Below are 13270 nucleotides of genomic sequence, written 5' to 3'. Positions count from 1 at the left end.
TTGCAAAATAAACTTCCGCCGGAGGCATAAATCTTTTCATCCCATGTGTTTTCCGGCTAGAGCGACAACCAGAACAAAAGGACCACGCCAATGAGTGCCCCCGAGCAGCCGCAGATCTATCTTCTGACCCCGCCCGTGTTCGAATTGTCGGTGTTCCCCGATCAACTGGCCTCGGTCCTCGATGCACATGACGTGGCGTGCATCCGTCTGGCCCTGGCCACCCGGGACGAAGATCGTATTTCCCGCGCCGCCGATGCCTGCCGTGAAGTGGCCCATGCCAATGACGTGGCCATCGTGGTAAACGATCATATACAACTCGCCGAACGGCTGGGTCTGGATGGCGTACACTTGTCCGATGCCTCGAAATCGGTCCGCGATGCGCGCAAGGCGCTTGGCCCGGATGCCATTGTTGGCAGCTTCTGCGGCACATCCCGTCATGACGGCATGACAGCAGGCGAAGCCGGTGCCGACTATGTCGCCTTCGGCCCGCTCACCGGGGTCGGAGATGAAGCCACGGCAGAGCACGACCTGTTCGCCTGGTGGTCCGAGATGATCGAGGTGCCAATCGTGGCCGAGGGTGGATTGACCCTCGACATCGTCAAGCGGCTCGCCCCCATCACCGATTTCTTCGGCGTCGGCGAAGAGATTTGGGGCGACGAGGATCCCGCCGCTGCCCTTGCCCGCCTGATGGACCCTCTGGGTTAAAGAAGCGTCCGCTCGATCACCCAATAGATCGCCACAACCGCGATGATCAGTGATCCGGTCATCGACCACGCCCGGAACATCACGTTGTAATCGGTGATCGTCTCCTCCTGCCCCTCAAGGTCAGAGATGCGCGCGGCACGTACGCCCAGCCACAGCGCGAACGCCGCCAAGGCAATGACGGTCAACTGACCCAGCTCAACCCCGACATTGAACCCGATCAGGGCCGGGATGAATTGCCCCTCTGGCAGACCGAACTCCCCCAGCACGGACGCAAAGCCAAGGCCGTGCAACAAACCAAAGCCAAACACGATCATGGGCCGCCACCGGTTGAGACCACGGGCAAAGATGTTCTCGACCGCGACATAGACGATCGAGGCTGCAATCAGCGGCTCAACGATACTGCCGGGCAGGTTCACCAGCCCCAGCGCGCCAAGCGCCAGCGTGACCGTGTGCGCCAGCGTAAAGGCCGTGACCTGCCACAGAAGTGGACCCAAACGGGTCGACAGGAAGAAAAGACCAAGAACGAACAGGATGTGATCCAACCCCTTGGGCAGGATATGGTCAAAGCCAACCGGGACGTAGGCACCAAAAGTCTGCCAGCCAGACGCCTCATCCCCACCGGCAACCGCAATCGGGCCACTGTTCTCGCCACCACCAATCAGCCCGGTATAGGGCGCCTCTACCCCTTGCTGGCGCAGGATCAGATCCCCCGCACCGTCAGGCCAGGCCACCTGCAAAACGTTTGTCCCCGCGGGGACGGCTCCGGTCAGCGCCACGTCGGAAATGCGCGCAAGCTCTTCATTTGGCACCTCGGGCACGGTCACATTTTCAAGGCTGAGTGCAACGGGCTCACCATTGGCGATCAGCAACGGCAAACCGTTCCATGTCGTCACAAGCGTAGGAACACGCGCCTCGACCTCTGCGCCACTCAATGCGCGCAAGGCGTCATAATCGCCCGCATTCTCGGCATTATCCGTATCTGCCACAACATCCAGATCGATGCCCGACAACTGCGCCTCGACATTCACGCGCACTTCAAGCCGCACCGCACCATCCACAACGGTCAGGTCCGCAATCGTCGGCACAACTTCGTGAGCCACAGCCACATTGGACCAAATCGCCCAGCAAAGAGTTGACAACACCGCCCAAAGCCGCAGCTTCAAAGGCACTCGAAGAAAGGCAGCCTGCATGTATATCGTCCGTCTTCTATTTGCTCTTTGGTGCGCCATCCTGACGACAAGCGCAACCGCTCATGAATTCTGGATTGAACCAGAGACGTATCAAGTGGAGCCATCGGGTAAAATCGTGGCACGACTGAAGAATGGTGAGAACTTCGAAGGCGTGAACCTGGCCTATTTCGACCGTCGTATCGAACGGTTCGACGTGGTGGTCGGAGACACCATACGCTCGGTCGAAGCGCGAATGGGTGACAATCCGGCCCTTGATGTGCCCGCACCTGTCGACGGTCTGGTCGTGGTTGTGCATGAAACGACATCGTCTTTGTTAACGTATAAAGACTGGGCAAAGTTTCAGAAATTCGCCGATCACAAGGATTTCGCAAACATCGAAGCCCGGCACGCCAGCAATGGCTTCCCTGAGCCACCTTTCAAAGAACGCTACACCCGCCACGCTAAGTCCCTGATCGCTGTTGGAGATGGTCAAGGCGCGGATCGGGCACTGGGTCTGAAAACCGAATTCATAGCGTTGACCAACCCCTACGCGCCAGCGTTCGATGGCACTATGCGGGTGCAAGTCAATCTCGACGGTGCTGTGCGGCCAGACGTACAGGTCGAGGTGTTTGATCGTGCTCCTGATGGAAATGTTGCCGTCACCCTGCATCGCACGGACGACGCGGGCATCGCATCCGTTCCGGTGGAACCTGGTCACGCCTATCTGTTCGATGCCGTATCGATTGCGCCGATAACAGATGGCGGCGACGCCGTATGGGACACGTTCTGGGCCGCTTTGACATTCGCCGTCCCGACCCGGTGACCACATCCCCTTGCCTCTTCCCGCAGTGGACGGCACAAGGCGGGCATGACGCGCTCACATGACATTCTCTGCATCGGTTCCGTCCTCTGGGACGTGATCGGCCGCGCGCCGCTGGCAATGCGCCAAGGATCAGACGTGCCGGGCAGGATCACCCGCCTACCCGGCGGTGTTGCCATGAACATCGCCATGACATTGGCCCGTTTCGGCCTGACACCAGCCTTGCTGACGGCCATTGGCCGCGATGCTGAAGGGGACGAGTTGATTGCCGCCTGCACCGCGCGCGGCATGATCACGGACACCGTCTATCGCTCCGAAGACTTGCCAACCGACCAGTACATGGCCGTCGAAGGTGCCAATGGCCTGATCGCAGCCATCGCAGACGCGCATTCGCTGGAAAGCGCCGGAGCCAAGATCTTGCGCCCGCTGACCGATGGCACCATCGCAACAGATCGCGCGCCCTACACCGGCCTTGCAGCCCTTGATGGCAACCTGACACTGGACCTGCTGAACGAAATTGCGACCAGCCCGGTTCTTGCAAATGCAGACCTGCGCGTCGCCCCCGCCTCTCCCGGCAAGGCCGAACGGTTGGGTCCGTTTTTGACGCACAGCCGCGGCACGCTCTACGTGAACCTCGAAGAAGCGGGCCTGCTCTGCCAACGCGGTTTCGAAACATCAATGGACGCGGCCGAGGGTTTGCTGGACCGCGGTGCGGCCCGTGTCCTTGTGACGGACGGTGGCAACACGGCCACCGAAGGATCGGCTGACGGGCTGGTCAGCGAAACACCCCCGCAGGTTTTGGTCACCCGGATCACCGGCGCCGGTGATACATTCATGGCAGCCCACATTGCGGCGGAAGTCCGGGGCGCAGGACGCCCCGAAGCGCTGCATGCCGCGTTGGAAGCCGCCGCGATCTATGTTTCAGGAAAGACGCCCACATGACCCTGTTCACCCCCTCACCCGAAGTCGCAGATGCATTGGCCACAGGCGCGCCCGTTGTCGCGCTGGAGAGCACGATCATCACGCACGGCATGCCCTATCCGCAGAACCTTGAGGTCGCGCGCCAGGTCGAGGCTGACATCCGCGCGGCCGGAGCGGTGCCCGCGACCATGGCCGTCATCAACGGCACATTGCATGTTGGCCTCACAGAGGCGCAGCTTGAAACACTGGCGCAGTCCAGGAACGTGGCCAAGCTGAGCCGTGCGGACATGGCAGCCTGCATCGCCAATGGCGGCACCGGCGCGACAACAGTGGCTGCAACGATGATCGCGGCCCGGATCGCGGGTATCTCAGTCTTCGCCACCGGCGGGATCGGCGGCGTGCACAAGGGGGCGGAAAACAGCTTTGATATCTCTGCCGACCTTCTGGAACTGGCGCAGACCCCTGTGACGGTCGTTGCAGCTGGCGCCAAGGCCATCCTCGACATTCCCAAAACGCTGGAGGTCTTGGAAACCCAAGGCGTGCCCGTCATTGCCTATGGGCAGGACGACATGCCCGCCTTCTGGTCGCGCAGTGCAGGCGTTGCCGCACCCCTGCGCATGGACAGCGCCGCATCAATCGCCGCGGCCCACACGCAACGCGCCGTCATGGGCATTCCGGGCGGCCAACTGATTGCAAACCCGATCCCCGAAACGGACGAGATTGACCGGGCAACACTTGCCCCCATCATCGCACAGGCCGCACGAGACGCGGATGCACACGGCATCACCGGCAAAGGGGTGACGCCGTATCTGTTGCAACGCATCTTTGAGTTGACGGACGGGCGTTCGCTGACGGCAAACATCGCTTTGGTGCGCAACAATGCGCGGCTGGCAGCCGCCATTGCAACGGAATTGGGCGCAATGGGGCCAAATGCCTGAATAAAGGGCGGAAACCATTGTAGTGCCGGACACGTTGACTTACTTCTTCCGTGAACTTGCGCCGGGATCCTGATGACCACTCCTTTTGACCCCAAAGAGCCCAGGCAGCCTGGCCTGTTTTCCGGCTTGCGCGCCTCCTTTCTGACCGGTCTTGTGGTTATTGCGCCTGTTGGCCTGACCATCTGGCTGATCTGGACTGTCATCGGCTGGGTCGACGGGTTCGTCTGGCCGCTGGTGCCCACGGTTTGGCAGCCGGATTCGATCGTCAACTATTGGCTGAACAATCCACGTTTCATCGAGCGCAACGGCGCTGTCGTTCCGAACCCGGATTGGATTCATGTGAACGTCCGCGGCGTGGGCGTGATCGTCTTCCTTCTGTTCACGATCTTCGTCGGCTGGATCGCCAAGGGTTACATCGGCAATTCGCTGATCCGGTACGCCGAAAGCCTCGTGGGACGTACCCCGGTCGTGCGGTCGATCTATTCCGGGATCAAGCAGATCTCCGAGACCATATTTGCCCAATCCGAGCGGTCATTCGAAAACGCATGCCTGATCGAGTATCCGCGCAAGGGCATCTGGGCCATCGGCTTTATCTCGACCACCGCCAAGGGCGAGGTCAGCGAAAGGGCGGGCAACACCGGCGCGCTGCTCAGTATCTTTGTGCCCACCACACCAAACCCGACATCGGGCTTTCTGCTGTTTCTGCCAGCCGAAGACGTGATCGAATTGGACATGTCCGTTGAGGACGCCGCAAAGTTGGTGATTTCCGCCGGGCTGGTCTATCCCAATGGCAAGGATCCCACCAAACCGCCGAAGTGACAGGGACCGCAGAAGTTCAACTGAACATCTCGGGCATATTCAAGCTGTCACCATTGCCGATCCGGTCGAAATGCGCTGCCAGAAATTCCTCTGCTGCGCGCGCGCCCGCATCCCGCAACCGCCCCATGACAAAGCCATTCGGGACAATCTTGGTCGCAACACTCAGGTCGTTCATCAACGCATCGTCAGCAATCATGTGCATGTTGACCCGGCGCATATTGCCGCGCTCAATCGTCCCCTCGTCAATCAGCCGCTTCACAAATGAAATGGCGCGCATTTCGCGCAGCAGGGACGAATTGAAGCTGATCTCGTTGATCCGGTTCTGGATCTGCTGCGGCGACCGTGGCAATTGCTCACGCTCCAGCGGATTGATGTTGATGACAACGATGTCGTCTGGCAGTGACGCGTCAAAAAGCGGGAACAGCGCGGGGTTACCGGTGTAGCCGCCATCCCAGAACTCCTCATCCTGACCGGTTTCACTGTCATAGACGGTGACTGCCTGAAACAGCGTCGGCAGGCAGGCCGAGGCCATGATGGCATCCGGCGTGACCTCGGCCTGCTTGAAAACCCGCAGCTTGCCGTTGCGCACGCGCGTCGCGTTGATGAACAATTGCGGGCCGTCGTCGCAACAGACTTTCTCCATGTTGAACTTTGACACGATGTCGGTCAGCGGATTGCGATAGAACGGACCATATAGATATGGCGACAGCATCCGCCCGACCGCATCGCCCACGGCATAAGGTATAGAATTTTCAAGCGCCTGGGACACCTGTGCTGGGCCAAACGGAGCCATCCATTGCGCCATGCGCATGTCCTGCACACCAGCCACCTGCCCCCAAAGCCAATCAAGGTTCTCGCGCGCGTCGTCTTCGCCGCCGATGGCCAGTCCGGCCTTGACGGCCGCACCGTTCAGGGCACCGGCAGATGTGCCCGAAATCCCCGCCACCTCGATCCGATCATCGGCCAGCAGAACGTCCAGCGCCCCCCATGTGAACGCGCCATGTGCTCCGCCCCCTTGCAGTGCCACGTTGATTTTCTTGCGCGTCATGGATCAACCCTTTGATCTGGTGGAGAGTGCGGGAGCCTCCGGCGGAAGTTTACTTGGCAAGATGAAGATGGATCACAGCGCTGTCCAACCGCCGTCAACGCTGATGGTTGTGCCGGTGATCTGGTCCGCCGCAGGCGAACAAAGGAAGACGGCGGTGCCACCCATCTGTTCCGTGGTCGCGAACTCCTTGGACGGCTGGCGCTTGAGCATCACATTCTTGATCACCTCTTCGCGCCCCATGTCGTATTCCTTCATCGTGTCGGGGATCTGGCTTTCAACCAGAGGCGTCAGCACATAACCCGGGCAGATGGCGTTGGCTGTGATCGGCTCTTCGGCCGTTTCCAGTGCCGTGGTCTTGGTCAAACCGACAACACCGTGTTTGGCGGCGATGTAAGCTGACTTGTACGGCGACGCAGTCAACCCGTGGGCCGAGCTGACATTGATGACCCGGCCCCATCCGGCGGCGCGCATCATGGGCAGAGCCGCGGCGGTGGTGTGGAAGGCCGAACTGAGGTTGATGGCAATGATGGCGTCCCATTTCTCAACCGGAAAATCAGGAATGCCTGCCACGTGCTGAATACCGGCGTTGTTGATCAAGATATCACATGCGCCCGCCTTTTCGATCAGGGCACGGCATTGATCCCCCTTGGACATGTCGGCCTGAATGTAGCGGGCGTTTGTCTCGGTCTCGTCCGCGATCTTAGTGGCCAGTGCATGGTCTTCGGCACGGTCGGTAAACGAGTTCAGGACAACGTCCGCCCCGGCGCGCGCCAGTTCCCAGGCCATACCCAGACCAATCCCCGAATTCGATCCGGTGATGATGGCCGTCTTGCCGGTCAGGGAAATTTCAAAAGCCATGGGCGGGATCCTTTCATCAGTGCTGTGCGCATCCTGTCATGCTGCACTTGCGAAAGGAATGGCCACGCGGCCTGTCAGGCTGCGTTCCGCACAAAAAAAACGCCAGCACGAAGCTGGCGTTAAGTTATTGAGGCAGGTTTCATACAGGCAAGAAACCTATCGAGCAGTGACTTCGTTATACGCAAACCCGCCCGAAGAGTCCAAGCTAAAAGTTTGATAATGCGTAAATGTCCGATGGCCGCTATTGTTAACAAAACAAGGGCGATCAAGGATTGTTTACAAAATGAGCAGGCATTTTTTCCAAATTGGACGCGCAAAAATCCATGCAACGGGTTTGATTCTTGCCGGCCTAGTATCGATGGCCTCAATGGCACAAGCAGAGCCAAGCCATGGCATAGCTATGTATGGCGACCCTGCCCTTCCACCGGATTTTGTGGCCCTTCCGCACGCAAACCCCGATGCCACCAAGGGTGGTGCCATCACGCTGGCCAACACTGGCAGCTTTGATTCGCTGAATCCCTACATTCAAAAGGGCAACGTGCCCTGGCAGCTGCGCTTTCTGACCCATGAAAGCCTGATGGGTCGCAGCCGAAACGAACCATTTGCCCTTTACGGGTTGCTCGCCGAATCGATTGAGACGGATGAGGACCGGTCCTGGGTCGAATTCACCCTGCGCGAAGAGGCGCAATTTTCGGACGGCAGCCCCGTGACGGTCGAGGACGTGCTGTGGTCCTATGAAAAGCTCGGCACCGAAGGGCACGGTCGCTATCGCAGTCTGTGGACCCAGATCGAAAGCCTTGAACAAACCGGCCCGCGCAGCATCCGCTTCACCTTCAACACGGAAAACCGGGAACTTGCCCTTCTCGCCGGGATGCGTCCGATCCTTCAAAAGGCGCAGTGGGAGGGCAAGGATTTCGCCAATTCCACGATCAACGACGTGCCCATCGGCTCCGGCCCCTATGTGGTCAGCGGTTATGAGGGGTCGCGCTATGTCACGCTGACCCGCAACCCGGACTACTGGGGCAACGACCTGAACTTCCGCCGTGGCACATTCAACTTTGATGAGATCAAAATTGATTTCTACGGCGATGGCGATGTGGTGCTGGAGGCCTTCAAGGCAGGTGAGATTTCTGCATGGCGTGAGTTCAATGCCGAAACCTGGAACAGCGAGTATGACTTCCCGCGCGTCCAATCCGGTGATGTCATCAAGACCGAGATCACCCACCAGAAGCCGTCAGGCATCACCGGCTTTGTCATGAACACCCGCCGCGCACCCTTTGATGACTGGCGGGTGCGCGAGGCCCTGATCACCGCCTTCAACTTCGAATACATCAACGACACGCTGACCGGCGGCGCACAGCCCCGCATCACCTCCTACTTCTCGAACTCGCTGCTGGCGATGGAGCCGGGCGCCGCCAAGGGCCGCGTCGCAGAGCTTCTTGCGCCGTTCAACGGCAAACTGCTGCCCGGCGTCATGGAAGGCTACGCCCTGCCCGAAAGCGACGGCACCTTGCGCAACCGCAGGGCCTTGCGACGTGCCATCGGCCTGCTGGAAGAGGCCGGCTGGACAACACAGGAAGGCAAGTTGCGCAACGCTGACGGTCAGGCGATGCGTTTTACTATCCTGCTGGACCAGCAACGGACCGAGGACCGGGCGATTGCCAACCTCTACATCCAGACACTGGAGCAGCTTGGCATTGACGTCACCGTTGACCTTGTGGACGGCGCTCAGTTCACGGCACGCGAAGACAGTTTCGACTTCGACATGACCTATATCCGTCGTGCGCTATCCCTGAGCCCCGGCAATGAACAATGGTTCTATTGGGGAACCGACGCGGCGGTCGAGGACGGCTCCGGCAACCTGATGGGTGTGCAGGACCCGGCCATCGACGCCATGATCACCGCCATGCTGACCGCCACAACGCGTGAGGACAGCATTGCAGCCACACGCGCGCTCGACCGGTTGCTGATCGCCGGGCGTTACGTCGTGCCGTTCTGGCAATTCACGACCGGCCGCATCGCTCATGTCTCAGAAATGAAACACCCTGAGGTGATCCCGCTTTATGGCGACGGGCCGGACTGGATGCCTCAATTCTGGTGGTGGGACGCGAACTGACCCTCGGCCACTGACATGACACAGAAACTCTGGGCCGAAGGGCTGGGCACCGCGCTGCTTCTTATCGGTGTGGTCGGCTCCGGCATCATGGGCGAGGCGCTTGCAGGCGGAAACATCGCCATCGCCCTGCTGGCCAATGCTATCGCGACCGGCTGCATGCTCTACGTGATTATCACCGTGCTTGGCCCGATCTCCGGCGCGCATTTCAATCCGGCAGTCACGCTGGCCTTTTGGTTGCGCGGCGACATCGCCACGCGCCCTGCCCTTGGTTATGGGGCTGTGCAGGTTGCGGGAGGCATTCTGGGCGTCTGGGCCACGCACCTCATGTTCGATTTGCCCGTCTTGCAGAGTTCCACAACCTTGCATCGGACCGGTCTCGCGCAATGGTGGTCCGAGGGCGTAGCCACCTTTGGATTGCTCTTCGTGATCTTCGGTGGCCTGCGTTCGCGCCCCGAGGCTGTACCGACTTTGGTCGCACTCTACATCACCGGCGCTTACTGGTTCACGGCCTCAACCAGCTTTGCCAATCCGGCAGTTACCATTGCACGCGGATTTTCCGACACGTTTGCAGGCATTTACCCGGGGCATGTTGCGGCCTTCGTCGGCGTGCAACTTCTGACCGCTCTGATCGCGCATCCGATCCTGCGCAAACTGCTTTTGATCAAAGGTTGAACTGTCACGAATTTGCAATATTGTCTGGCGCAGGGTGGATGTCTGGCCTGCAGTGGGACCTGCTGGCCGCCACGTGCAAGCACCGCACGTGGTAAACCAAAGGTAATCGGGGGTATACATGAACTGGAATGATCTGACCCGCAATTGGGCGGACAGCTACCACGCGCTGTGCCAGGAATTTCCCAAACTCGAAGCCAGCGCGATGCCCTTTCTCAAGGCAGATCAAGACCGCTTTGAAAGCTACCTCGCCGCAACCCACGACATGTCATTGAAAGAAGCGCAGGACGCGTTTGACGCCTTCCTGTCGCAGCGCGCCCAGGCTCTGCACACCGCGTGATCGCGCTCAGGCGAGTGACGTTACCCACAAGATCAAAGCATCTTCGTCGCTGACGGACACCACATTGTGGCCCATCGTGGCATCGTAATACGCGCTATCGCCCCGCCGCATATCGACGGGTTCATAAAACTCGGTATACAGGCGGATGACTCCGGTCAGCACATACAGGAATTCTTCGCCATCGTGCCGCACCCAACCATCGAATTCATCCATCGACCGCGCCCGTACACGCGCACGATAGGGCAGCATCTGCTTCTTGGTCAGCGTCTCGGCCAGCAACTCGTGCTCGTAGGTCACCGTGGCCTGCGCATTGCCCTGCCCCGACTGCGTAACAACCATGCGGCCGTTGATCTGGCCCTTTTCCGGCGGCGTGAACAACTGCGGCACACTGATCTCAAGACCAATGGCCAGCTTCTTGAGCGCCTCGTAAGTGGGCGACATCTGACCGTTTTCGATCTTGGACAGGGTCGACCGGGCCAATCCGGCCTGGTTCGCCGCCTGTTCCAGCGTCCAGTCGCGCGCCTTGCGCAACTCGCGCACACGTGCGCCCAGATCCAGCGGCTCGGCTGTTTCATCGTGGCCCGTAGAGCGGGCGATCTGGATCAGTGTCTTGGGATCTTTTCCTTGCATGACGACTTCTATAGGACGCAGGCCCAAGGCTTGCAACGCCGCCCATGCTGAGCGTCGTCGACAGCGGCCCGATGCCGCCCTGCCCGTCCCCGTTCAACATGGCCGCTCACGTCTTGGGCCACGCCGACACCCAACCACAAAAAGTCGCGTTGTCCGTCGTGAACGGCGACCAAGCGACATCCATGACATACGAAACCCTGAAGCGCGCTGTGCTAGGCACGGGCGGCGGGTTTCTGGCGGCAGGATGTGCGCCCGGCGATATCGTGCTGCTGCGCCTTGGGAACACAATCGACTTTCCCATCGCATATCTGGGGGCACTGGCCGTGGGCCTTGTCCCCGTCCCGACATCTGCCGCGCTGACCAGACCAGAGGTTGCGCGGATCGTGTCCGAGCTGCGCCCCCGCTTGATCCTGCGGGATCCCGGCGTGACAACCGCCCGCGGTGCGCCAGAGATTGGCCTGGCCACACTGCAGGCCTTGCGCAACCATCCCCCGGCCGACTGGCACATGGGGGATCCTGAACGGTTGGGTTACATCATCTACACGTCCGGCACGTCGGGCCAACCCCGCGCTGTGGCACACGCGCATCGCGCCATCTGGGCGCGGCAATTGATGCATGATGGGTGGTATGGGCTGCGCGCCGACGACACTCTGATGCACGCTGGCGCCTTCAATTGGACCTATACGCTGGGAACCGGGCTGATGGACCCGTGGACCGCTGGGGCAACGGCGCTCATCCCTGCCGCAGGCACACCGTCCGAGGTGCTTGGCCCGCTTCTCGCCACGCACAAGGCCACGATCTTTGCTGCCGCACCAGGCGTCTATCGCCAGATGCTCGACCGCGCAGAACTGCCAGCCTTACCAAACCTGCGCCATGGCCTGAGCGCCGGGGAAAAGCTGCCGCAAACCACGCTGGACAGATGGCGGGACACAACCGGCACCAACCTGTTCGAAGCCTACGGCATGTCCGAATGCTCGACCTTCATCTCGGCCAGCCCAGCACATCCTGCCAAGACAGGAACGCTCGGCCAACCGCAGGCCGGACGGCATGTTGCAATCCTCGGCGACGACGGTCCGGTTCCGCGTGGCACACCCGGCACCATCGCCGTGCATCGATCCGATCCCGGCCTGATGCTGGAATACCTGCACGCCCCTGACGACACCGCCGCGCGCTTTGACGGAAACTGGTTTCTCACTGGCGATTTGGGCGCCATGGATGAGGACGGGCAGATCACCTATCTGGGCCGTAACGATGACATGATGAACGCAGGCGGGTATCGCGTATCCCCGCTTGAGGTCGAGGCGGCGTTGGCGGACGCGCCCGGTCTGACCGGCGTTGGCGCCACCCAGATCGAGGTGAAGCCCGGCGTCTTCATCATCGTCGCGTTCTACACCGCAGCCGCACCACTGGACGAGGACAGCTTGCGCGCCTATGTCGACACCAAGCTGGCGCGATACAAACACCCCCGCGCCTATGTTCACCTGCCAATGCTGCCCACCGGCGCAAATGGCAAGCTGGTTCGGCGGCGGCTGCCCTTGTTCTGGCCCAAAACGACGAAAGCCACCTGATGCCCGATTCGATCAAGCTCGATATCATGTCCGACCCGATCTGCCCGTGGTGCTATATCGGCAAGGCCCACCTGGATCGCGCGCTCGAAGCGCATCCGGACCACCCATTCGTGATCGAATGGCATCCCTTTCAACTTAACCCTGACATGCCCGCCGAAGGCATGGATCGGCGCGCATATCTGGAAGGTAAGTTCGGTGGCAAGGAAGGCGCGGTGCGGGCCTATGCACCGGTTGTGGAACATGCGGAAAAGGCAGGCCTCAAGATCGATTTCGAGGGCATGAAACGCACGCCCAACACGCTCGATGCCCACCGCCTGATCCACTGGGCCGGGATCGAAGGCAAGCAGACAGCAGCGGTATCGTCCCTGTTCAAAGCCTATTTCGTCGAAACACGGGACATCGGGGATCACGATGTTCTGGCCGATATCGCCGACAGTATCGATATGGACGCAAGCGTCGTGCGGCGTCTTCTGGCCTCTGATGCAGACCGCGAGGATATCTCGGCACGGGACGCGCACAGCCGCCAGATGGGCATCCAGTCGGTACCGACTTTTATCGTGGCCAATCAACATGCGGTACCGGGTGCACAACCGCCTGAACTTTGGGCAAAAGTGATCTCGGAATTGCGCGAAGGCGCAGCTTGATCTGCCCAATCGATCACAATTTTAC

At 60.4% G+C, this 13270-nt stretch carries 14 protein-coding genes; 10 read left to right on the top strand and 4 right to left on the bottom strand.

Going from position 1 to position 13270, the window contains the following annotated elements; genetic code table 11:
* Positions 1 to 90: 90 nt before the first annotated feature.
* Positions 91 to 705, top strand: a complete 615-nt coding sequence (locus Q1A51_RS09515; protein WP_299596836.1) for a thiamine phosphate synthase — start codon at positions 91 to 93, stop codon at positions 703 to 705.
* Here Q1A51_RS09515 and Q1A51_RS09510 read toward each other — a convergent pair.
* Positions 702 to 1895, bottom strand: coding sequence for a HupE/UreJ family protein (locus tag Q1A51_RS09510; RefSeq protein WP_299596839.1), 1194 nt, complete (start codon positions 1893 to 1895; stop codon positions 702 to 704). The genes Q1A51_RS09515 and Q1A51_RS09510 overlap by 4 nt on opposite strands.
* On the opposite strand from Q1A51_RS09510, the gene Q1A51_RS09505 reads away from it, so the two are divergent.
* The 4 genes from Q1A51_RS09505 to Q1A51_RS09490 all read left to right on the top strand — a co-directional run bounded on the left by Q1A51_RS09505 (position 1894) and on the right by Q1A51_RS09490 (position 5372).
* The gene (locus tag Q1A51_RS09505) at positions 1894 to 2697 is read left to right on the top strand and encodes a DUF4198 domain-containing protein (protein WP_299596842.1); all 804 of its coding nucleotides are present in this window, start codon (positions 1894 to 1896) and stop codon (positions 2695 to 2697) included. The two genes, Q1A51_RS09510 and Q1A51_RS09505, sit on opposite strands and share 2 nt — an antisense overlap.
* A gap of 45 nt (positions 2698 to 2742) precedes the next feature.
* Positions 2743 to 3636: a PfkB family carbohydrate kinase gene (locus Q1A51_RS09500; protein WP_299596845.1), complete on the top strand. Its 894-nt coding sequence runs from the start codon at positions 2743 to 2745 to the stop codon at positions 3634 to 3636.
* A complete protein-coding gene (locus Q1A51_RS09495; RefSeq protein WP_299596848.1) occupies positions 3633 to 4553 on the top strand; it encodes a pseudouridine-5'-phosphate glycosidase in 921 nt (306 codons plus the stop codon). The genes Q1A51_RS09500 and Q1A51_RS09495 overlap by 4 nt, the downstream gene beginning before the upstream one ends.
* Positions 4554 to 4625: 72 nt before the next feature.
* A complete protein-coding gene (locus Q1A51_RS09490; protein ID WP_299198809.1) occupies positions 4626 to 5372 on the top strand; it encodes a DUF502 domain-containing protein in 747 nt (248 codons plus the stop codon).
* Between the two features lie 16 nt (positions 5373 to 5388).
* On the opposite strand, the gene Q1A51_RS09485 is transcribed toward Q1A51_RS09490, so the two are convergent.
* Together Q1A51_RS09485 and Q1A51_RS09480 are read right to left on the bottom strand one after the other, a co-directional pair.
* Complete coding sequence (locus tag Q1A51_RS09485) at positions 5389 to 6420, bottom strand: patatin-like phospholipase family protein (RefSeq protein WP_299198812.1); 1032 nt, start codon at positions 6418 to 6420, stop codon at positions 5389 to 5391.
* Between the two features lie 72 nt (positions 6421 to 6492).
* A complete protein-coding gene (locus Q1A51_RS09480; RefSeq protein WP_299596853.1) occupies positions 6493 to 7278 on the bottom strand; it encodes a 3-hydroxybutyrate dehydrogenase in 786 nt (261 codons plus the stop codon).
* A 367-nt stretch (positions 7279 to 7645) separates the two neighbouring features.
* Between Q1A51_RS09480 and Q1A51_RS09475 the strand changes: the two genes are divergently transcribed.
* The 3 genes from Q1A51_RS09475 to Q1A51_RS09465 all read left to right on the top strand — a co-directional run bounded on the left by Q1A51_RS09475 (position 7646) and on the right by Q1A51_RS09465 (position 10403).
* Positions 7646 to 9394, top strand: a complete 1749-nt coding sequence (locus Q1A51_RS09475; RefSeq protein WP_299596856.1) for an extracellular solute-binding protein — start codon at positions 7646 to 7648, stop codon at positions 9392 to 9394.
* Between the two features lie 15 nt (positions 9395 to 9409).
* Positions 9410 to 10066 (top strand): MIP/aquaporin family protein, encoded by a 657-nt coding sequence (locus Q1A51_RS09470; protein ID WP_299596859.1) that lies wholly within the window; start codon positions 9410 to 9412, stop codon positions 10064 to 10066.
* A 118-nt stretch (positions 10067 to 10184) separates the two neighbouring features.
* Entirely contained in the window at positions 10185 to 10403 is a 219-nt protein-coding gene (locus tag Q1A51_RS09465) for a hypothetical protein (RefSeq protein WP_299596863.1), read from the top strand.
* A gap of 6 nt (positions 10404 to 10409) precedes the next feature.
* Here the strand turns inward: Q1A51_RS09465 and Q1A51_RS09460 are convergent, their stop codons facing one another.
* Complete coding sequence (locus tag Q1A51_RS09460) at positions 10410 to 11033, bottom strand: XRE family transcriptional regulator (RefSeq protein ID WP_299198883.1); 624 nt, start codon at positions 11031 to 11033, stop codon at positions 10410 to 10412.
* A gap of 44 nt (positions 11034 to 11077) precedes the next feature.
* On the opposite strand from Q1A51_RS09460, the gene Q1A51_RS09455 reads away from it, so the two are divergent.
* A complete protein-coding gene (locus tag Q1A51_RS09455) occupies positions 11078 to 12601 on the top strand; it encodes a class I adenylate-forming enzyme family protein (protein WP_299596867.1) in 1524 nt (507 codons plus the stop codon).
* Entirely contained in the window at positions 12601 to 13245 is a 645-nt protein-coding gene (locus Q1A51_RS09450; RefSeq protein ID WP_299596869.1) for a DsbA family oxidoreductase, read from the top strand. The genes Q1A51_RS09455 and Q1A51_RS09450 overlap by 1 nt, the downstream gene beginning before the upstream one ends.
* Positions 13246 to 13270 lie beyond the last annotated feature (25 nt).

Origin of the sequence: uncultured Tateyamaria sp., from assembly GCF_947496075.1 — a bacterium.
Classification (GTDB): domain Bacteria; phylum Pseudomonadota; class Alphaproteobacteria; order Rhodobacterales; family Rhodobacteraceae; genus Tateyamaria.
This window is presented reverse-complemented; position numbering and strand designations above follow the sequence as displayed.